The sequence below is a fragment of the Pseudomonas sp. GNP012 genome (assembly GCF_054343835.1).
Genome location: NZ_JBTGUU010000001.1, coordinates 5,820,499 through 5,841,409 on the forward strand (window position 1 = coordinate 5,820,499; position 20,911 = coordinate 5,841,409).

The 20,911-nt window shown below is 61.2% G+C and carries 15 protein-coding genes; 14 read left to right on the forward strand and 1 reads right to left on the reverse strand.

Annotated features, from left to right (window positions below):
* Positions 1–4 precede the first annotated feature (4 nt).
* Complete coding sequence (locus ACXX83_RS26355) at positions 5–1,642, reverse strand: methyl-accepting chemotaxis protein (RefSeq protein WP_458550008.1); 1,638 nt, start codon at positions 1,640–1,642, stop codon at positions 5–7.
* 450 nt (positions 1,643–2,092) lie between these two features.
* Between ACXX83_RS26355 and hutU the strand changes: the two genes are divergently transcribed.
* From hutU to mdoH, 14 genes are all read left to right on the forward strand, one after another.
* A complete protein-coding gene (gene hutU / locus ACXX83_RS26360) occupies positions 2,093–3,775 on the forward strand; it encodes a urocanate hydratase (RefSeq protein ID WP_104451135.1) in 1,683 nt (560 codons plus the stop codon).
* Between the two features lie 233 nt (positions 3,776–4,008).
* Positions 4,009–4,977 carry an ABC transporter substrate-binding protein gene (locus ACXX83_RS26365; protein ID WP_126048741.1) on the forward strand — a complete coding sequence of 323 codons (969 nt, stop codon included), beginning with the start codon at positions 4,009–4,011 and terminating at the stop codon, positions 4,975–4,977.
* Positions 4,978–5,047: 70 nt separating this feature from the next.
* Positions 5,048–5,899, forward strand: a complete 852-nt coding sequence (locus ACXX83_RS26370; protein WP_217836937.1) for an ABC transporter permease — start codon at positions 5,048–5,050, stop codon at positions 5,897–5,899.
* Positions 5,896–6,726 (forward strand): quaternary amine ABC transporter ATP-binding protein, encoded by an 831-nt coding sequence (locus tag ACXX83_RS26375; RefSeq protein ID WP_015093103.1) that lies wholly within the window; start codon positions 5,896–5,898, stop codon positions 6,724–6,726. The genes ACXX83_RS26370 and ACXX83_RS26375 overlap by 4 nt, the downstream gene beginning before the upstream one ends.
* A gap of 150 nt (positions 6,727–6,876) precedes the next feature.
* Entirely contained in the window at positions 6,877–8,400 is a 1,524-nt protein-coding gene (hutH, locus tag ACXX83_RS26380) for a histidine ammonia-lyase (RefSeq protein WP_458550009.1), read from the forward strand.
* A 119-nt stretch (positions 8,401–8,519) separates the two neighbouring features.
* A complete protein-coding gene (hutH, locus tag ACXX83_RS26385; protein WP_217836939.1) occupies positions 8,520–10,052 on the forward strand; it encodes a histidine ammonia-lyase in 1,533 nt (510 codons plus the stop codon).
* 215 nt (positions 10,053–10,267) lie between these two features.
* Positions 10,268–11,473, forward strand: a complete 1,206-nt coding sequence (gene hutI / locus ACXX83_RS26390; protein WP_217836940.1) for an imidazolonepropionase — start codon at positions 10,268–10,270, stop codon at positions 11,471–11,473.
* A 10-nt stretch (positions 11,474–11,483) separates the two neighbouring features.
* Positions 11,484–12,287 (forward strand): N-formylglutamate deformylase, encoded by an 804-nt coding sequence (gene hutG / locus ACXX83_RS26395; RefSeq protein ID WP_217836941.1) that lies wholly within the window; start codon positions 11,484–11,486, stop codon positions 12,285–12,287.
* A gap of 263 nt (positions 12,288–12,550) precedes the next feature.
* Positions 12,551–13,498: a choline ABC transporter substrate-binding protein gene (locus ACXX83_RS26400; RefSeq protein ID WP_217836942.1), complete on the forward strand. Its 948-nt coding sequence runs from the start codon at positions 12,551–12,553 to the stop codon at positions 13,496–13,498.
* A gap of 154 nt (positions 13,499–13,652) precedes the next feature.
* Positions 13,653–14,558, forward strand: coding sequence for an alpha/beta hydrolase (locus ACXX83_RS26405; RefSeq protein WP_458550010.1), 906 nt, complete (start codon positions 13,653–13,655; stop codon positions 14,556–14,558).
* Between the two features lie 104 nt (positions 14,559–14,662).
* Positions 14,663–15,634, forward strand: coding sequence for a prolyl aminopeptidase (gene pip, locus ACXX83_RS26410; RefSeq protein WP_095964593.1), 972 nt, complete (start codon positions 14,663–14,665; stop codon positions 15,632–15,634).
* Positions 15,631–16,068, forward strand: coding sequence for a D-aminoacyl-tRNA deacylase (gene dtd, locus ACXX83_RS26415; protein WP_015093112.1), 438 nt, complete (start codon positions 15,631–15,633; stop codon positions 16,066–16,068). The genes pip and dtd overlap by 4 nt, the downstream gene beginning before the upstream one ends.
* A gap of 321 nt (positions 16,069–16,389) precedes the next feature.
* Positions 16,390–18,204 (forward strand): glucan biosynthesis protein G, encoded by a 1,815-nt coding sequence (locus ACXX83_RS26420; protein ID WP_015093113.1) that lies wholly within the window; start codon positions 16,390–16,392, stop codon positions 18,202–18,204.
* Positions 18,197–20,767 carry a glucans biosynthesis glucosyltransferase MdoH gene (gene mdoH / locus ACXX83_RS26425; protein ID WP_217836945.1) on the forward strand — a complete coding sequence of 857 codons (2,571 nt, stop codon included), beginning with the start codon at positions 18,197–18,199 and terminating at the stop codon, positions 20,765–20,767. The genes ACXX83_RS26420 and mdoH overlap by 8 nt, the downstream gene beginning before the upstream one ends.
* Positions 20,768–20,911: the final 144 nt, after the last annotated feature.

Here is a 20,911-nt window from a genome sequence, read left to right on the forward strand (position 1 = left end):
CCGGTCATTCCCGTTCGAGGGTAAAACCTCGAACGGTCGCCTCCAGCTCACTCGACATCTGCTTGAGTGCCTGGATGGTTTGCACCGCCTGCTGTTGCGCCGCGACATTTTCCTCGACCCGCTGCGCCACGTTTTCCACATTGCGCGCCACGTCTTCGCTGGCTTCACGCTGTTCCTGCAAGGCGTTGGAGATCTGGCTGACTGCATTGAGTGACGCGTTGAGCGCGGTCTTGACGTCATTCATCGACGCTCCGGCGCTGTCGATCAGTTGTTGGCCCTGAAGTACGCGCTCGCGCCCAGTGTTCATGCTACTGTTGGCCTTTCTCATGCCGCTTTGAATTGTGCTCACCAGCACCACAATCTCGGCGGTAGAGCGGGTCGTGCGGGTTGCCAGCTCCCGCACTTCGTCAGCCACCACGGCAAACCCGCGTCCTTGTTCACCGGCCCGCGCCGCCTCGATGGTGGCATTGAGTGCGAGCAGATTGGTCTGTTCGGCAATGCTGTGGATCATGCCGACAATCTTCCCGATGGCGTTGGAGTGCAGGGTCAATTGGTCGATCTCATCCGACGACTGGGTCACCAGTTGGGCGATCTGCTGCATCTCGAGGATAGAGCGCTCCATGGTGGCAATGCCGAAAGCGGTGATCTGCTCGGCCTTTAGGGTGGTGTCGTGCGCCTGCGCGGCGTTCTCGGCGATGTGTGTAATGTTGGCTGACATCTGTTCCGCGGCGGCGGCAATGGAAGAGGCCGCCCCATTTTGCTCGGCCGCCTGTTTCAGGCCTTGTTCAGACGAGATGCTCAGGTTCAGGGTCGAGGACTCGATATGCTGCGAGGCCTCGCGCACCTTGCCGATCATGCTGGCCAGGCTGCGTCGCATGGCCTCGACCGATTGCATGACACCCGTTGACTTCGCGTTACTGTTCACCGGAGCGCCGAGCCTGCCCTGGGCAATCCTTGTGCTGATACTGGCCAGCTCGTGAGGCTCGGCGCCCAGGTATCGCGCCAGCCTGGCGCTGAACAGCAGGGCGTAAAGACTGCCAAACAACAGTGCCAGAGCCAGGATCACGGCCATCAGCCTCATATTGGTCTCATAGAGTGCCTGGCTGTGCTCGAACTGATTGCGAGCTTCTTTCAGTTGAGCATCCGTCAGCTGCGAGAACAGTGAGGTCAGCGGGTCGATCAAGGGGTAAAGCTGGTGTGTGGCGAACTGCTCCAGGCTCTGACTGGCGGCGTTGTTGCGGTTCAAGACCGCCTGCAAACGCTGGAGCGGTACTTTGGTCGCCTGCATCAGCGGTGTGATTTCGTTGATCAGTCGCACCTCTTCATCAACCAGGCGAGTCGAGAGGTAGGTGCGCCAGAGCGGTTCGATTTCAAGCATCGCTTGCCGTATCTGCTGCGCTGCATCGACGCCACTGAGGATGCCATCGCGGGCCTTGTGGATAGCGTTGACGATCCGGACTGAATACAGCTCGGAGATTTTCTTCAGATCCTGTTGCGGAATGACCCGGTCCAGGTAAACCGTCTCCAGTCCCTGGACCGTAGCGCGCATGCCGTACAGGCCGAGTGCGCCGATGCCGGTCAGGCTGCTCAGGAGAATGCCGGCAAGCAGGAGCAGGTGGGTTTGAACTTTCCACTGTTTCATTACGGGTTCCTCGCAGAAGTGACATCAGGGGGCTTGCTCGTGAAGTCGGCGAGGATTGATGGAGGTGGAGTCGGATGTTTCTGATGATGTTGTAGGGTGTTTCTGGAATGCGCTCAATTGGGCATCAGGTGTTACCGAACGCCCCAGCATGGCGCAAAACCCCGCTCAGGTAACAAAGTCCCCTCGCCACAAAAATCCCCCGGAAAAATTTCATCTTCCCCGGAACCCTTGTTCCAGGCGCTCTCCAGCCGTTTCATGATTTTTCTTGAATGCTCATCCAATAAGTTGGCCGCCTGATTGCATATGCTTGTATGTACAAGTAAAGACGTATGCGTATGAGTCACGAGGACTCAACCATCGTCCACTGATTCGCCGGTGTGCACTGATGCCCATTGGCTTGCTCGCCCACTGCCTGGGTTGGTTTGGATTGATTGCTGAGGAGTCTTTTTCGTGACTGACATTAAACCTACTAAGTTTCGTGACGTTGAAATCCGTGCCGCACGCGGTAACAAGCTGACCGCCAAGAGCTGGCTGACCGAAGCGCCGCTGCGCATGCTGATGAACAACCTCGACCCGGAAGTTGCCGAGAACCCTAAGGAGCTGGTGGTTTACGGTGGTATCGGTCGCGCTGCCCGTAACTGGGAATGCTACGACAAGATCGTCGAAAGCCTGACCAACCTCAACGAAGACGAAACCCTGCTGGTGCAATCCGGCAAGCCGGTCGGCGTGTTCAAGACTCACGCCAACGCCCCGCGCGTACTGATCGCCAACTCCAACCTGGTGCCGCACTGGGCGAGCTGGGAACACTTCAACGAACTGGACGCCAAAGGCCTGGCCATGTACGGCCAGATGACCGCCGGCAGCTGGATCTACATCGGCAGCCAGGGCATCGTCCAGGGCACCTACGAAACCTTCGTCGAAGCCGGTCGCCAGCACTACAACGACAACCTCAAGGGTAAGTGGGTCCTGACCGCTGGCCTGGGCGGCATGGGCGGTGCCCAGCCTCTGGCCGCGACACTGGCCGGTGCCTGCTCGCTGAACATCGAATGCCAGCAGGTCAGCATCGATTTCCGTCTGAAAAGCCGCTATGTCGATGAGCAAGCCAAAGACCTCGACGACGCGCTGGCGCGTATCGACAAGTACACCAAAGAAGGCAAGGCGATCTCCATCGCGCTGCTTGGTAACGCGGCTGAAATCCTGCCGGAACTGGTCAAGCGCGGTGTGCGTCCGGACATGGTCACCGACCAGACCAGCGCCCACGATCCACTGAACGGCTACCTGCCGGCTGGCTGGACCTGGGACCAGTACCGTGCTCGCGCCAAGACTGAACCTGCCGCTGTGATCAAGGCCGCCAAGCAATCGATGGCCGTTCACGTCAAAGCGATGCTGGACTTCCAGAAAATGGGCGTGCCGACCTTCGACTACGGCAACAACATCCGTCAGATGGCCCAGGAAGAAGGCGTGGAAAACGCATTCGACTTCCCAGGCTTCGTACCGGCCTACATCCGTCCGCTGTTCTGCCGCGGTATCGGCCCGTTCCGTTGGGCTGCGCTGTCAGGCAACGCTGAAGACATCTACAAGACCGACGCTAAAGTAAAAGAGCTGATCCCGGACGACGCCCACCTGCACAACTGGCTGGACATGGCGCGCGAGCGCATCAGCTTCCAGGGCCTGCCGGCACGTATCTGCTGGGTTGGCCTGGGCCTGCGCGCCAAGCTGGGCCTGGCGTTCAACGAAATGGTACGTAGCGGTGAGCTGTCCGCGCCAATCGTGATCGGCCGCGACCACCTGGACTCCGGCTCGGTATCGAGCCCGAACCGCGAAACCGAATCGATGCAAGACGGTTCCGACGCCGTGTCCGACTGGCCACTGCTCAACGCCCTGCTCAACACCGCGAGCGGCGCGACCTGGGTGTCCCTGCACCACGGCGGCGGCGTCGGCATGGGCTTCTCCCAGCACTCGGGCATGGTGATCGTCTGCGACGGTACTGACGAAGCGGCCGAGCGTATCGCTCGCGTGCTGCACAACGACCCGGCCACTGGCGTTATGCGTCACGCCGATGCCGGTTACCAGATCGCCATCGACTGCGCCAAGGAGCAAGGGCTGAACCTGCCGATGATTACCGGCAAGTAACACCTGATCCGTGGGAGCTGCTTTTATGTGAGAGCGAGCCCGCTCGCTCTCACTGGCCAGGCAGCGGCATAGCGCAACACCAGACCGTTTGATCCTGCCGTTTCGAGCAGGACGCTGTCACCGAACAAAAGCTGAATGTCGGTCGCGCTGCGGCGCAGGCCTGATTGGACGTGGACAGGGCTGGATGCCTCTTGACTGCCGTAAGCCAATTCATGATTAGGAGCGTCACAACAATGAAATCGAACAAGACCCTGCTGACCACATTGCTTTCCATGGGCCTGCTGGCCAGCGCTGGCGCCACTCAGGCGGCGGGTTGGTGCGAGTCGGGCAAACCGGTGAAATTCGCCGGTTTGAACTGGGAAAGCGCCATGTTGCTGACCGACGTGATGCAAGTCGTGCTGGAGAAAGGCTACGACTGCAAGACTGACAGCCTGCCGGGTAACTCCATCACCATGGAAAACGCCCTGAGCAGCAACGATATTCAAGTGTTTGCCGAAGAGTGGGTCGGCCGCAGCGAAGTCTGGAACAAGGCTGAGAAAGCCGGCAAGGTCGTCGGTGTCGGTGCACCTGTCGTGGGTGCCGTCGAGGGCTGGTACGTGCCGCGCTACGTGATCGAAGGCGACGCCAAGCGCAAGCTGGAAGCCAAGGCGCCGGACCTGAAAAACATTGCTGACCTGGGCAAATACTCGGCGGTGTTCAAGGACGCCGAAGAGCCATCCAAGGGCCGTTTCTACAACTGTCCGGCCGGCTGGACCTGCGAGCTGGACAACAGCGAAATGCTGAAAAGCTACGGCCTGGAAAGCACCTACACCAACTTCCGCCCAGGCACCGGCCCGGCGCTGGATGCCGCGGTGCTGTCGAGCTACAAGCGTGGCGAGCCGATCCTGTTCTACTACTGGTCGCCAACGCCGCTGATGGGCCAGATCGACGCGGTGAAACTCGAAGAGAAACCAGGCGTGAACAAGACTGTGACCATCAAGGTCGGCCTATCCAAGACTTTCCACGACGAAGCCCCGGAACTGGTGGCCGTGCTGGAAAAGGTCAACGTGCCAATCGACCTGCTGAACCAGAACCTTGGGCGCATGAGCAAAGAGCGGATCGAATCACCAAAACTGGCCAAGATCTTCCTGAAGGAACATCCTGAAGTCTGGCACGCGTGGGTGAGCGAAGACGCAGCCAAGAAAATCGACGCGGCCTTGTAGGTTGGGCTTCTCCGACTGCTGGCAACGGCAGTCGGACGCTTGATCGCAACCCCTTGATTGAGAGTCTCTTATGTTTCCCGAAAGCTTTACCTTTTCCATCGCCGACTGGGTCAACAGTTGGGTCGATTCGCTGGTCACCAACTACGGCGACGTATTTCGCAGCATCTCCGACACCCTCCTGTGGGCCATCGTCAATCTTGAAGGGCTGCTGCGTGCAGCGCCCTGGTGGCTGATGCTGGCGATCGTGGCGGGCGTGGCCTGGCACGCGACCCGTAAAGTCGTGACCACGTCAGTGATCGTCGGCCTGCTGTTCCTGGTGGGGGCGGTCGGCCTCTGGGACAAGCTGATGCAGACCCTGGCGCTGATGATGGTGGCGACGATCATTTCGGTGTTGATCGGCATACCACTGGGCATTCTCTCGGCACGCAGCAATCGCCTGCGTTCGGTGCTGATGCCGTTGCTGGACATCATGCAGACCATGCCGAGCTTCGTGTACCTGATCCCGGTGCTGATGCTGTTTGGCCTGGGCAAGGTCCCGGCGATTTTCGCCACCGTGATCTACGCCGCGCCGCCGCTGATCCGCCTGACCGACCTGGGCATTCGCCAGGTCGACGGCGAAGTGATGGAAGCGATCAACGCCTTCGGTGCCAACCGCTGGCAGCAACTGTTCGGCGTGCAACTGCCGCTGGCCCTGCCGAGCATCATGGCGGGCATCAACCAGACCACCATGATGGCCCTGTCGATGGTAGTGATTGCCTCGATGATCGGTGCCCGTGGCCTGGGTGAAGACGTGCTGGTGGGGATTCAGACCCTCAACGTCGGACGTGGCCTCGAAGCCGGTCTGGCGATCGTGATTCTGGCTGTGGTGATCGACCGCATTACACAGGCGTATGGTCGCGCACGGCATGAGGTGAGCAAATGAACAACGCAACCGTGAGCAAGATCGAAGTCAAAAACGTCTTCAAGATTTTCGGCAACCGTTCCAAGGACGCGCTGGCCATGGTCGGCCAGGGCAAGACCAAGGATCAGGTGCTGGCCGAAACCGGCTGCGTGGTCGGCGTGAACGACCTGTCGCTGAGCATCGGCAGCGGCGAGATCTTCGTGATCATGGGCCTGTCGGGTTCCGGCAAGTCGACCCTGGTACGCCACTTCAACCGCCTGATCGACCCGACCAGCGGTGCGATCCTGGTGGACGGCGTGGACATCCTGCAATACGACATGGAAGCCCTGCGCGAATTTCGCCGGCGCAAGATCAGCATGGTCTTCCAGAGCTTCGGCCTGTTGCCGCACAAGAGCGTGCTGGACAACGTCGCCTACGGCCTGAAAATCCGTGGCGAAAGCAAAGCCATGTGCGCCGAGCGTGCGCTGCACTGGATCAATACCGTGGGCCTCAAGGGTTACGAAAACAAATACCCGCATCAGCTTTCCGGTGGCATGCGCCAGCGTGTGGGCCTGGCTCGCGCCCTGGCGGCGGACACCGACATCATCCTGATGGACGAAGCGTTCAGTGCCCTCGATCCGCTGATTCGCGCGGAGATGCAGGACCAGCTGCTGGAACTGCAAAAGACCCTGCACAAGACCATCGTCTTCATCACCCACGACCTCGACGAGGCCGTGCGCATCGGCAACCGCATCGCAATCCTCAAGGACGGCCGCCTGATCCAGGTCGGCACGCCGAGAGAGATCCTGCACTCGCCGGCGGATGAGTATGTCGACCGCTTTGTGCAGCGTCGGGCGGCGGTGGTTTAAGGGAATTGTGGTGGCTGGGCGGGCCCCTTCGCGGGCAAGCTCGCTCCCACAGTGGATCTCCGGTGTTCACAAAACCCTGTGGGAGCGGGCTTGCCCGCGAAGGCGTCAGTGAAGCTGTATCAATATTCAGGTTGTTCGCAGAGGTTGAAGATGTCCCGGGCTGAAAAAATCGTTATCACCCAAGCGCAGGTCACTTGGCAGGATGTGGTCGCCGTCGCTCGTCATGGCGCGCAGCTTGAGCTGTCGGCGCCGATCTGGGCGCGCATCGAAAACGCCCAGGCCATCGTCCAGCGCATCGTCACCAGCGGCGAACGTGCCTACGGCATCAACACCGGCCTGGGCGCGCTGTGCAACGTCTCGCTGCAGGACGAGCAACTCAGCCAGTTGTCGCGCAATACCTTGCTCAGCCACGCCTGCGGCGTTGGTGCACCACTGGCCGACGAGCAGACCCGTTCGATCATGTGCGCCGCCATCGTCAACTACAGCCACGGCAAATCCGGCCTGCACCGTCAGGTCGTCGAAGCGCTGCTGGCGCTGCTCAACCGCGGCATCACCCCGCAGGTGCCGTCCCAGGGTTCCGTGGGCTACCTGACCCACATGGCCCACATCGGCATCGCGCTGCTGGGCGTGGGCAATGTCAGCTATCGCGGGCAGATCGTTGCCGCGCAACAGGCGCTGGCCGAAGAAGGCCTGCAACCGGTCAAGCTCGGTGCCAAGGACGGTTTGTGCCTGGTCAACGGCACGCCGTGCATGACCGGCCTGAGCTGCCTGGCCATTGCCGACGCTACGCGCCTGCTGGAATGGGCCGACGTGATCGGCGCCATGAGCTTCGAAGCCCAGCGCGGGCAGATCGACGCGTTCGATGCCGAGATCATCGCACTCAAGCCGCACCCTGGCATGCAACAGGTCGGGATCAACCTGCGCGCCTTGCTGGACGGCAGTGAAGTGATTGCCCAGAGCAAAGGCATTCGCACGCAAGATGCCCTGAGTATTCGTTCGATCCCGCAAGTGCACGGCGCTGCGCGCGATCAACTTGTGCACGCGACCCGGCAGATCGAAACCGAACTCAACGGCGCCACCGACAACCCGCTGGTGCTGGGCACTGCGGACAACTATCGAGTGGTGTCCCAGGCCAACCCCCACGGCCAGTCCGTGGCCATGGCCGCGGACCTGCTGGCGATTGCCATGGCGGAAATCGGCTCGATTGCCGAACGTCGCCTGGACCGCTTGATCAACCCGCACGTCAGCGGCTTGCCGGCGTTCCTGGTGGCCAACCCGGGGGTGAACTCCGGGATGATGATCGTGCAATACGTGGCCGCTTCCCTGTGCGCGGAGAACCGCCAGCTGGCGCAACCGGCGGTGCTGGATAACTACGTGACGTCGGGCCTGCAGGAAGATCACCTGAGCCTTGGCACCAACGCAGCGCTGAAGCTGCATCGCGCCCTGGAAAACTGCACGCAGATCCTCGCCATCGAGTACCTGTTGGCGGCCCAGGCGTTTGAATTCTTGAAAGAACAACGCTTCGGCGCGGGCACCGATGCCGCTTGGCGTCTGCTGCGCGAGCGCGTTCCGGCTTACGACCAGGACCGTTGGCTGGCGCCGGACATTGCCGCCGCTGCCGGCGTTCTGAAAGACCCTGCTTTGCTGAAAAAAACCTTACCGAACTTGAACTGATTTCCATACAAGACCAGCGTGCCAAGGCGCCAGCCCCCTTAAAAGGGGGGAAGCGACGGACAACGGATATTTCCGGAGCGTCTGGTAGTTAACAACAAACTCTCAAAAGGAGAATGAACATGACTGCGCTTAATTTGATTCCCGGCCAACTGAGCCTTGCCCAACTGCGTGATGTCTATCAGCAACCGGTCAAACTGACCCTCGATCACAGCGCTGCAGCTCAGATCGAAGCCAGCGTGGCTTGCGTGGAGCAGATCCTAGCCGAGAACCGCACCGCCTACGGCATCAACACCGGTTTCGGCCTGCTGGCCTCGACCCGCATCGCCAGCGAAGACCTGGAAAACCTGCAGCGCTCGCTGGTGCTGTCCCACGCCGCCGGTGTCGGCCAGCCGATCAGCGACGAACTGGTGCGCCTGATCATGGTGCTCAAGGTCAACAGCCTGAGCCGTGGTTTCTCCGGCATACGCCGTGTGGTGATCGACGCGCTGATCGCCCTGATCAACGCCGAGGTGTACCCGCACATTCCACTGAAAGGTTCGGTGGGTGCTTCCGGTGATCTGGCGCCTCTGGCCCACATGTCGCTGGTGCTGCTGGGCGAAGGCAAGGCACGCTACAAAGGCGAGTGGATGGAAGCCACCGAAGCGCTGAAAGTTGCCGGCCTGACCCCGCTGACCCTGGCCGCGAAAGAAGGCCTGGCGCTGCTCAACGGTACCCAGGTGTCCACTGCTTTCGCCCTGCGCGGCCTGTTCGAAGGTGAAGACCTGTTCGCCGGTGCCCTGGCACTGGGCGGCCTGACCGTGGAAGCGGTACTGGGCTCGCGCTCGCCGTTCGACGCCCGCATCCACGCGGCCCGTGGCCAGAGAGGCCAGATCGACGCGGCCGCCGCTTATCGCGATCTGCTCGGCGAGCGCAGCGAAGTCTCCGACTCCCATGAAAACTGCGAGAAGGTCCAGGACCCGTATTCCCTGCGTTGCCAGCCGCAAGTCATGGGCGCCTGCCTGACCCAGTTCCGTCAGGCCGCCGAAGTGCTGGCGATCGAAGCCAACGCCGTATCGGACAACCCGCTGGTGTTCGCCGCGGAAGGTGACGTGATTTCCGGCGGTAACTTCCACGCCGAACCGGTGGCCATGGCCGCCGACAACATGGCCCTGGCCATCGCCGAAATCGGCTCCCTGAGCGAACGCCGCATCTCGCTGATGATGGACAAGCACATGTCGCAACTGCCGCCGTTCCTGGTGGCCAACGGCGGCGTGAACTCCGGCTTCATGATCGCCCAGGTGACCGCCGCGGCACTGGCCAGCGAAAACAAGGCGCTGTCCCATCCGCACTCGGTGGACAGCCTGCCGACCTCCGCCAACCAGGAAGACCACGTGTCGATGGCGCCGGCGGCTGGCAAGCGTCTGTGGGAAATGGCCGAAAACACCCGTGGCATTCTCGCCGTGGAATGGCTGGCCGCGGTTCAGGGCCTGGACCTGCGCAACGGTCTGAAGACTTCGCCAAAACTGGAAAAGGCCCGCGCCATCCTGCGCAACGAAGTGCCGTTCTATGAGAAGGACCGCTTCTTTGCGCCGGACATCAATGCCGCGACCGAGCTGTTGGCTTCGCGTTGCCTGAACGAGCTGGTTTCGGCGAAGTTGCTGCCGAGCCTGTAAAGGTTCCAATGTAGGAGCTGCCGCAGGCTGCGATCTTTTGATCTTGTTTTTTAAAAGATCGCAGCCTCGTTGCACTCGACAGCTCCTACAGGAGGCGATTCGGTTTTGCGTCGCATAAAAATAATCAAGGACGAGCAATGCAACAGCCAGCAAAGGGTTTGAAACGCGGGCTCTCTGCCGACTTTTTCTCATCGATAACCTAACGGAGGCCAAGGATGAAAACGCTCTGGCAACACTGTCACGTCGCAACCATGGCGCAAGGCGTCTACTCGATCATCGAGGATGCGGCCATCGTGACGTCAGGCGCGCTCATTGAGTGGATCGGCCCGCGCGCTGAACTGCCGGCGGGGGATTACCCGGCCGTCAACGATCTTGAAGGCGCCTGGGTCACCCCGGGACTGATCGACTGCCACACCCACACGGTGTTCGGCGGTAACCGCAGCGGTGAATTCGAAAAGCGCCTGCAAGGCGTCAGCTACGCGGAAATCGCCGCCAGCGGTGGTGGCATCGCCAGCACCGTGCGCGCCACCCGCGCGGCCAGTGAAGACGAACTGTTCGCCAGTGCCGCCAAGCGCCTGAAAAGCCTGATGCGCGATGGCGTCACCAGCATCGAAATCAAGTCCGGCTACGGCCTGGACCTGACCAACGAGCGCAAGATGCTGCGTGTGGCCCGTCGCCTCGGTGCCGAACTGCCCGTCAGCGTGCGCAGCACTTGTCTGGCCGCTCACGCCTTGCCGCCGGAATACACCGATCGCGCCGACGACTACATCGATCACATCTGCGCTGACATGCTGCCGGCCCTGGCGGCCGAAGGGCTGGTAGACGCGGTGGATGCATTCTGTGAATACCTGGCGTTCTCGCCGGCGCAGGTCGAGCGCGTATTCATCACCGCCCGGGAACTGGGCTTGCCGGTGAAGCTGCACGCCGAGCAATTGTCCTCGCTGCACGGTTCGAGCCTGGCGGCGCGTTACCACGCGTTGTCCGCCGATCACCTGGAATTCATGACCGAAGACGACGCCATCGCCATGGCTGAGTCCGGTACCGTCGCGGTGTTGCTGCCCGGAGCCTTTTACTTCCTGCGCGAAACCCAATTGCCGCCGATGGATGCCCTGCGCAAGCACGGCGTGAAAATCGCCATCGCCAGCGACCTCAACCCGGGCACCTCACCGGGACTGTCGTTGCGCCTGATGCTGAACATGGCCTGCACCTGCTTCCGCATGACCCCGGAAGAGGCCTTGGCGGGTGCCACGATTCACGCCGCTACCGCGCTGGGCATGGCCGATACCCACGGCTCGCTGGAGGCCGGCAAGGTCGCGGATTTCGTCGCCTGGCAAATCGATCGTCCGGCCGACCTGTCGTACTGGCTGGGCGGCGACCTGGAAAAACGCGTCGTGCGCCACGGCGTCGAGACAAATCTGTAGGAGAGCCGTTGTGGATAAGGTACTTAACTTCAAACAAGGCCGCGTACCGCTGCTGATCAGCATGCCCCACGCCGGTGTGCGTCTGACCCCGACAGTCGAGGCCGGCCTGATCCCCCAGGCGAAAAGCCTGCCGGACACCGACTGGCACATTCCGCAGTTGTATGACTTCGCCGCTGAACTGGGCGCCAGTACCCTGGCAGCCGAATACTCGCGGTTCGTCATAGACCTGAACCGTCCGTCTGACGACAAGCCGCTGTACGCGGGCGCGACCACCGGCCTGTATCCGGCCACGCTGTTCGACGGCGTGCCGTTGTTCCGTGAAGGGCTGGAGCCTTCGAAAGAAGAGCGTGCGACCTATCTGGAAAAGATCTGGACGCCGTACCACAGCACCCTGCAGCAGGAACTGGCGCGACTGAAGGCCGAGTTCGGCTACGCGCTGCTGTTCGATGCACACTCGATCCGCTCGATCATCCCGCACTTGTTCGATGGCAAGCTGCCGGACTTCAACCTCGGCACCTTCAATGGCGCCAGTTGCGATCCTCAGCTGGCGACCCGACTGGAAGCCATCTGCGCACGCCACGACAACTACACCCATGTGTTGAACGGACGCTTCAAGGGCGGCCACATCACCCGTCATTACGGCAACCCGGGCGAGAACATCCACGCAGTGCAACTGGAACTCGGGCAGTGCACCTATATGGAAGAGTTCGAGCCGTTCCGTTATCGGGCGGATCTGGCGGAGCCTACGCAGGTGGTGTTGAAGGAGTTGCTGCAAGGGCTGCTGGCCTGGGGCGAGAAGCACTACAACGCTTAATGCTTGGTATATAACCCTGTGGGAGCGAGCTTGCTCGCGATAGCTGTCTGTCAGTTACATCTATGTCGACTGATCCACCGCCATCGCGAGCAAGCTCGCTCCCACAGGTATGTGTTTATCTTGAAAGCGCGTCGGAACAGTCGCCACCGTGCAAAACACGGTCGCCACAGGTCGCTTTTACCGCTCGTCTGCTGCGTATTGTTCTGGCCATGGTGCACAAAGACACCGGCCCGACAATAATCCTGCCGCACGAGATCATCCTGATGAAAAGACTGTTCGCCCGCTGTCTCTCAATCTTCTGCGGCACCGCTCTCCTGAGCACCAGCGTCCTGGCCGCTGACGATCCCTCCTGCAAGACCGTGCGCATGGGTGTGGTCAACTGGACCGACGTGATCGCCACCAGTGGCATGGCCGATGTGCTGCTCAACGGTCTGGGCTACGAAAGCAAGCAAACCAGCGCTGTGCAGCAAATCATTTTCGCCGGCATCCGTGACAAGCGCCTCGACATCTTCCTCGGTTACTGGAAACCGGCGATGGACAAGAACATCGCACCCTTCTTGGCTGCCAATCAGGTGAAGGTCATGGACAAGCCGAGCCTGGCCGATGCCCAGGCCACCCTCGCGGTCCCTGACTACGTGGCAGCGGCCGGCCTGAAAACCTTCGCCGATATCGCCAGGTTCAAAGACCAGCTCGGCGGCAAGATCTACGGTATCGAGCCGGGCAGCGGTGCCAACACCACGATCAAGACGATGATCGAGACCAATCACTTCGGCCTCAAGGACTTCAAACTGATCGAGTCCGGTGAGGCCGGGATGCTGGCGGCCGTGCAGCGGGCGGTGAATCGCAAGGAGTTCGTGGTATTCGTCGGCTGGACCCCGCACCCGATGAACATCAACATGAAGATCGACTACCTGACCGGCAGCGAAGACGTGTATGGGCCGAACGAAGGTGCGGCGACCGTATCCACCGTCACCGCCCCGGATTACGCCGAGCGCTGCCCGAACGTCAATCGGTTGCTGGAGAACCTGACGTTCACCGCTGCCCAGGAAAGCCAGCTGATGGTACCGATCATGGAGCGCCAAACGGCTCAGGATGTCGCCAGAAAATGGCTGCGCGAGCATCCCGAAGACCTGCAGCGCTGGCTGGCGGGTGTCAGCAGTTTCGATGGCAAGGACGGCGTGGCGGCGGTTCAGGCCAGCCTGAAGAACTGACCCCCGTCTGATTTGTGCAAGACCTGTGGGAGCGAGCCTGCTCGCGAAGGCGGTCTGACAGTCAACATTGATGTTGGAAGTGCCGGCCTCTTCGCGAGCAGGCTCGCTCCCACAGGGTGGGTCCCACACCTTTCCCTGAACGGGCACCCGGCTCATGGCTTCTTACCCGCTTTCCAGACAGATGACGGCATTCGTCGAGAAAACCGTCAGTTTCAACAGCACCGACAGCAGCCTCGCCGGATTGCGCCAGGCCTACAGCGAGATGTGCCGGGCGTTTACTCCGGCACGTCCCGCCGGGTTGTATGTGGTCGACTTCGTGTTGTCCGGCGTTGCCGTCCGTTCCTATCAGCCACCGGCCAGCAGTACGTCGTGCATCGTTTACCTGCATGGTGGCGGCTGGGTGGTGGGGGACCTGGACTCCCACGATTTCATCTGCGCCGAATTGGCATCGACACTCGGTGTGCTGGTGATCGCCGTCGACTATCGCCGGGCACCGGAGCATCCTTTTCCCGCTGCGTTCGATGATTGCCTGAAGGTCTGGCGAGCGCTGCGCACCGGGCCGTTTCAACTCGATCCGGAGCGCATGCTGGTGGCCGGTGACAGTGCCGGTGGCAATCTCGCAGCAGCGTTGTGCCTGGCACTGCGCGATGCCGGCGAGCCGTTGCCGTGCGCGCAGGTTCTGATCTATCCGGGGTTGGGCGGCGATCACCGGCTGCCATCGCGCAGCGAGTGCATCGACGCGCCGTTACTCAGCAGCAGTGACGTCGATTGCTATCACGCCCTTTACCTGCAGGGCACCCGCCATCCGAGCGCCTACGCCATGCCGTTGCTCGCCACGGATTTCAGGGGATTGCCACCGGCATGGATCGCCGTGGCGCAATTCGACCCGTTGCGTGATGACGGCGTGCGGTATGCCAAGCGACTGAACGCTGCGGGCGGGACTGCCACGCTGTATGTCGGCGAGGGCCTGGTTCATGGCTGTTTGCGGGCCCGCGGGCAGGTGGCCGAGGTCGATGAGCTGTACCAGACCCTGTTCGGATACCTGGCGGCTAAACTCTGACTCCCCAGGGGCATGCTCATAGACGTAATTCGGGTTTATGATGCCGGACGGCAGAATAATAGAAGTCCCCCCAGGGATGACCTCGACCCCTTACGGAGTGCGCAATGCAGACTTTGTACCCGCAGATCAAACCCTACGCCCGGCACGATCTGGCCGTCGACGAGACCCACACGCTGTATGTCGACGAAAGCGGTTCACCGGAAGGTTTGCCGGTGGTGTTCATACACGGCGGCCCCGGTGCCGGATGTGATGCCCAGAGTCGTTGCTTCTTCGATCCCAACCTGTATCGCATCGTTACCTTCGACCAGCGCGGCTGTGGTCGCTCCACTCCCCACGCCAGCCTGGAAAACAACACGACCTGGGATCTGGTCGCCGACCTGGAGCGGATTCGCCAGCACCTGGGCATCGACAAATGGGTGCTGTTTGGCGGCTCCTGGGGTTCGACCCTGGCGCTGGCCTATGCGCAAACCCATCCTGAGCGTGTACACGGTCTGATCCTGCGCGGGATTTTTCTGTGCCGTCCGCAGGAAATCGAATGGTTCTATCAGGCTGGCGCGAGCCGTCTGTTCCCCGATTACTGGCAGGACTACATCGCGCCGATCCCGCTGGATGAGCGCGGCGACTTGCTTACCGCGTTCCACAAGCGTCTGGTCGGCAACGACCAGATTGCCCAGATGCACGCGGCCAAGGCCTGGTCCACCTGGGAGGGTCGTACTGCGACCCTGCGTCCTAACCCGCTGGTGGTCGATCGCTTCTCCGAGCCACAGCGTGCATTGTCGATTGCCCGCATCGAATGCCACTACTTCAGCAACCACGCCTTCCTGGAGCCGAACCAGTTGATCCGCGACATGGGCAAGATCGCCCATTTGCCCGGCGTGATCATCCATGGCCGCTATGACGTGATCTGCCCGCTGGATAACGCCTGGGAATTGCATCAAGCCTGGCCGAACAGCGAACTGCAGGTCATCCGCGATGCCGGTCATGCCGCTTCCGAACCGGGCATCACCGACGCGCTGGTCCGCGCCGCCGATCAGATGGCCCGGCGTCTGCTCGACCTGGCGCCTGACGAGGCATGAAGGGCCTGCTGCAACGGGTGCGTGGCGCGCGAGTCGAGGTTGCCGGCGAAGTCGTGGGTGCCGTTGATCAGGGATTGCTGGTTCTGGTGGCCGTTGAACCAGACGATACGCGGGCCAGCGCCGACAAACTTCTTAATAAACTGCTTAACTATCGGGTGTTCAGTGACGCTGAGGGCAAGATGAATCTGTCCCTGGCGGATGTGGGCGGCGGACTGCTGCTGGTCTCTCAGTTCACCCTGGCTGCCGATACCAGAAGCGGGCTGCGTCCGGGTTTCTCGACTGCGGCCCCTCCGGCCTTGGGTGAGGAATTGTTCGACTATCTATTAAGCAAAGCGAAACAGGTGCATGGCACTGTGGCATCAGGTAGATTCGGCGCGGATATGCAGGTGCACCTGGTCAATGATGGCCCGGTCACCTTCCTGTTACAGACCTGAAAGCGCTTGAAACAAGTTTTTACGCTCATTTCGACTGAAAACAGGGCTTTGTCGCGATAAATACTTTGTTACCCCTGATGCGTTGTAACGCGGCCTACTAGATAATCGCGCGCTACGGGGATCAGCGTTCGTTGGTCCATTTTGACTTAGGTAGAGACTTGTCTGGATCCGATTGGGGAATCATTTCGCCCCAGCGGAGTCGGAACAATGCTCGCCAACTTGGCAAGAGTGGTTTGCAAGGGCGGTTTTTTCAGACCGTACACCGTGCAGACCCTTTAACTGGCCGTTGGTTTTTTGATCTGTTTTCGGCGAGGGTTGCTCGTGATTGTTAGTCCCTGTAACGCACCAAAATTGTCTGTCAAACGGTTACGCAGCGCCCTGGTAGCGGGCTCTGCACTGCTCTGCCTGCTCAGCGCCGGCCAGCTTTGGGCATTCAGTCTGGATGATGTATCGGCCAAGGCAAAAGAGCTGGCCGCGCAGAAATACGAAGCGCCGCGCAGTAACCTGCCGAACGAGTTCCGCGAAATGAAGTTCGCGGACTACCAGAAAATTCGTTTTCTGACGGAAAAAGCCGAATGGGCTGATCAGAAGACGCCGTTCAAGCTGTCCTTCTATCACCAGGGCATGCACTTCGATACGCCGGTGAAAATCAACGAAATCACGGCGAACACCGTCGAAGAGATCAAATACGATCCAAGTCGTTTCGACTTCGGCGATGTGAAGTTCGACCCGAAAGCCACCGAGCAACTGGGCTACGCCGGTTTCCGTGTGCTGTACCCGGTCAACAAGGCCGACAAGCAAGACGAAATCATGACCATGCTCGGCGCCAGCTACTTCCGCGTCGTCGGCAAAGGTCACGTCTATGGCTTGTCCGCTCGCGGCATGGCCATCGATACCGCCTTGCCGTCCGGCGAAGAATTCCCGCGTTTTCGCGAATTCTGGATTCAACAGCCCAAGCCGGGCGACAAGCACCTGGTGATCTTCGCCCTGCTGGACTCTCCGCGTGCCACCGGTGCCTATCGCCTGACCCTGCGTCCGGGCAGCGACACCATCGTCGACGTCAAGGCGCAGATGTTCCTGCGTGACAAGGTCGGCAAACTGGGCATCGCCCCGTTGACCAGCATGTTCCTGTTCGGCGCCAACCAGCCGTCGAAAGTACTGAACTACCGCCGCGAACTGCACGACTCCAGCGGCCTGGCGATCCATGCCGGCAACGGCGAGTGGATCTGGCGTCCGCTGAACAATCCGAAACACCTGGCGGTGAGCAACTTCAGCGTGGAAAACCCGCGCGGCTTCGGCCTGCTGCAACGTGGCCGCGACTTCAGCCACTACGAAGACCTCGACGACCGCTACGACAAGCGCCCAAGCGCCTGGATCGAGCCGAAGGGGGACTGGGGCAAGGGCACCGTCGACCTGGTCGAGATTCCGACCGCCGACGAAACCAACGACAACATCGTGGCCTTCTGGAACCCGGAAAAATTGCCGGAACCTGGCCAGCCGCTCGATGTCGCTTATCGTATGCACTGGACCATGGACGAAGCGGCGATTCACGCGCCGGACAGTGCCTGGGTCAAGCAGACCCTGCGTTCGACCGGTGACGTCAAGCAGTCCAACCTGATTCGTCAGCCCGATGGCAGCGTTGCCTACCTGGTGGACTTCGAAGGTCCGTCCCTGGCGGCATTGCCGGCCGATGCCGAGGTTCGCAGTCAGGTCAGCATCGGCGACAACGCCGAGCTGGTAGAAAACAGCGTGCGCTACAACCCTGAAACCAAGGGCTGGCGCCTGACCCTGCGGATGAAGATCAAGGATCCGGGCAAGTCCACCGAGATGCGTGCTGCGCTGGTGCAGAACATCGTGCCGGCGGACCTGGCCAAGACGTCGATTCCGTCGTCCAACTCGTCGGTTGCCAAGGCCGACAAGGTTGCCGCCAAGCAACAAGAGAAAGCGGACAAGGAAGCCAGGCAAGCAGAGGCCAAGCAGGCTGAAGCGAAGCCTGTTGCAGATGCCAAGGACAAGGCCAATAAAGACGCCAAGCAGCCTGTCGCTGCCGACGCGGCCCCAGCCACACCGGAATCGGCGCCGACTGAAGAAGTCCTGACCGAGACCTGGAGCTATCAGTTGCCTGCCGATGAGTAACTCTCAAGTACGGCCAGAAACTCTTTCCGAGTATCTGGCGCATCTGCCGATGACCGACGAGCAGCGCGCGGAACTCGCGGGCTGCCAGTCTTTCAGCGAATTGCACGAACGCCTGTCGTCTTCGACGTTCGACGCCCCGACCGAAGCCGCCCAGGCTTCGGTCGGCAAACGCCTGACCCTGAGCACCGCCGAAGAGCTGCAGGACGCGGAAATGCTGGTGCTCGACGCCAACGGCCGGGTCTGCCTCAAGGCGACCCCGCCGATCCGGCGGACCAAGGTCGTGCCGGAGCCGTGGCGCACCAACATTCTGGTGCGTGGCTGGCGGCGGATGACCGGTCGTACCAACCCGCCGAAGCCGCCGAAGGACGAGCGTGTACTGCCGGCTGCGCGCTGGCGTACTGTCGGTTCGATCCGTCGCTACATTCTGTTGCTGCTGATGCTCGGCCAGACCATCGTCGCCGGTTGGTACATGAAAGGCATCATGCCGTACCAGGGCTGGTCGTTCGTCGACCTCAACGAAGTGCTGCACCAACCGCTGCTGCAAACCGCCACGCAAGTGCTGCCGTACGCCTTGCAGACCAGCATCCTGATCCTGTTCGGGATTCTGTTCTGCTGGGTATCGGCCGGTTTCTGGACCGCGCTGATGGGCTTCCTCGAATTGCTGACCGGTCACGATAAATACCGTATCTCCGGTAAAAGTGCCGGTAACGAGCCGATTCCAAAGGATGCGCGCACCGCACTGGTGATGCCGATCTGCAACGAAGACGTGCCTCGGGTGTTCGCCGGCCTGCGGGCGACCTTCGAGTCGGTTGCGGCCACGGGTGACCTGGACCGCTTCGATTTCTTCGTTCTCAGCGACAGTAACGACGCCGATATCTGTGTTGCCGAGCAACAGGCCTGGCTGGACGTCTGCCGCGAAGCCGGTGGCTTCGGCAAGATCTTCTATCGCCGCCGTCGTCGTCGCGTAAAACGCAAGAGCGGCAACCTCGACGACTTCTGCCGTCGTTGGGGCGGTGACTACAAGTACATGGTCGTACTCGACGCCGACTCCGTGATGAGCGGCGAGTGCCTGACCAGTCTGGTGCGCCTGATGGAAGCGACGCCGGACGCCGGGATCATCCAGACCGCGCCACGGGCGTCGGGCATGGACACCCTGTATGCGCGCATGCAGCAGTTCGCCACTCGCGTGTATGGCCCGTTGTTCACAGCCGGCCTGCACTTCTGGCAACTGGGCGAGTCGCACTACTGGGGCCACAACGCGATCATCCGCATGAAGCCGTTTATCGATCACTGCGCCCTGGCGCCGTTGCCCGGTAAAGGCGCGTTCTCCGGTTCGATCCTGTCCCACGACTTCGTTGAAGCCGCGCTGATGCGCCGTGCCGGTTGGGGCGTGTGGATTGCCTACGATTTGCCGGGCAGCTATGAAGAACTGCCGCCGAACCTGCTGGACGAACTCAAGCGTGACCGTCGCTGGTGCCACGGCAACCTGATGAACTTCCGTCTGTTCCTGGTAAAAGGCATGCACCCGGTGCATCGCGCGGTGTTCCTGACCGGCGTGATGTCCTACCTGTCGGCGCCGCTGTGGTTCTTCTTCCTGGTGCTGTCGACCGCGCTGCTGGCGGTCAACACGCTGATGGAGCCGCAGTACTTCCTCGAACCGCGCCAGCTCTATCCGCTGTGGCCACAATGGCACCCGGACAAGGCGATTGCGCTGTTCTCGACCACCATCGTGCTGCTGTTCCTGCCGAAGCTGCTGAGCATCATCCTGATCTGGGCCAAGGGTGCGAAAGAGTTCGGCGGCAAGTTCAAGGTAACCTTGTCGATGCTGCTGGAGATGCTGTTCTCCATGCTGCTGGCGCCGGTGCGGATGATCTTCCACACCCGTTTCGTCCTCGCCGCGTTCCTCGGCTGGGCCGCGACCTGGAACTCGCCGCAGCGTGACGACGACTCCACGCCGTGGAGCGAAGCGATCAAGCGCCACGGTCCGCAAACCCTGCTGGGCTTCTTCTGGGCCCTGCTGGTGATCTGGCTGAACCCGAGCTTCCTGTGGTGGCTGGTGCCGATCGTCGGTTCGTTGATGCTGTCGATACCGGTGTCGGTGATCTCCAGCCGCGTGGGCCTGGGCCTGAAGTCCCGTGACGAGAGCCTGTTCCTGATTCCCGAGGAATACAATCCGCCACAGGCCTTGCTGGCCACCGACCAGTACACCCACGAAAACCGCTGGCACGCGCTGAGCGACGGCTTTGTCCGTTCGGTGGTCGACCCGCAGCAGAACGCCCTGGCGTGCTCGCTGGCGACCTCTCGGCACAATCAGGCTGAGCCGATCGAGTGGTTGCGCATCGAGCGGGTGCGGCACGCGATGAAGGTTGGACCTGAAGGCCTGACCAACAACGAGCGTGTGCAACTGCTGAGCGACCCGGTGGCATTGGCTCGCTTGCATGAACAGGTCTGGAGCGAAGGTCACCCGGATTGGCTGGGCGCCTGGCGCAAGTCGGTGAAGGCAGATCCCCATGCACCGTTGCTGCCGCTCAAGCCAATGAGCGAACAGCCTCAGTTGGCATGATAGAAAAACCCGCGAAAGCGGGTTTTTTTATGGCTTGAAGTTTGTTTTTGAGCTGCACCAGATTCTGTAACAGCGGTGTCTGGTCGATCGCTTTCGCGGGCAAGCCCGCTCCCACAGGGGACCGCATTTCAGTGTGGGAGCGGG

What these genes read in the sequence shown, in the direction of transcription:
- ACXX83_RS26355 (WP_458550008.1), bottom strand. Translation starts at nt 1,642, where the DNA reads ATGAAACAGTGGAAAGTTCAAACCCACCTGCTCCTGCTTGCCGGCATT.
- ACXX83_RS26365 (WP_126048741.1), top strand. Translation starts at nt 4,009, where the DNA reads ATGAAATCGAACAAGACCCTGCTGACCACATTGCTTTCCATGGGCCTG.
- ACXX83_RS26370 (WP_217836937.1), top strand. Translation starts at nt 5,048, where the DNA reads ATGTTTCCCGAAAGCTTTACCTTTTCCATCGCCGACTGGGTCAACAGT.
- ACXX83_RS26375 (WP_015093103.1), top strand. Translation starts at nt 5,896, where the DNA reads ATGAACAACGCAACCGTGAGCAAGATCGAAGTCAAAAACGTCTTCAAG.
- hutH (WP_458550009.1), top strand. Translation starts at nt 6,877, where the DNA reads ATGTCCCGGGCTGAAAAAATCGTTATCACCCAAGCGCAGGTCACTTGG.
- hutH (WP_217836939.1), top strand. Translation starts at nt 8,520, where the DNA reads ATGACTGCGCTTAATTTGATTCCCGGCCAACTGAGCCTTGCCCAACTG.
- hutI (WP_217836940.1), top strand. Translation starts at nt 10,268, where the DNA reads ATGAAAACGCTCTGGCAACACTGTCACGTCGCAACCATGGCGCAAGGC.
- ACXX83_RS26400 (WP_217836942.1), top strand. Translation starts at nt 12,551, where the DNA reads ATGAAAAGACTGTTCGCCCGCTGTCTCTCAATCTTCTGCGGCACCGCT.
- ACXX83_RS26405 (WP_458550010.1), top strand. Translation starts at nt 13,653, where the DNA reads ATGGCTTCTTACCCGCTTTCCAGACAGATGACGGCATTCGTCGAGAAA.
- pip (WP_095964593.1), top strand. Translation starts at nt 14,663, where the DNA reads ATGCAGACTTTGTACCCGCAGATCAAACCCTACGCCCGGCACGATCTG.
- dtd (WP_015093112.1), top strand. Translation starts at nt 15,631, where the DNA reads ATGAAGGGCCTGCTGCAACGGGTGCGTGGCGCGCGAGTCGAGGTTGCC.
- mdoH (WP_217836945.1), top strand. Translation starts at nt 18,197, where the DNA reads ATGAGTAACTCTCAAGTACGGCCAGAAACTCTTTCCGAGTATCTGGCG.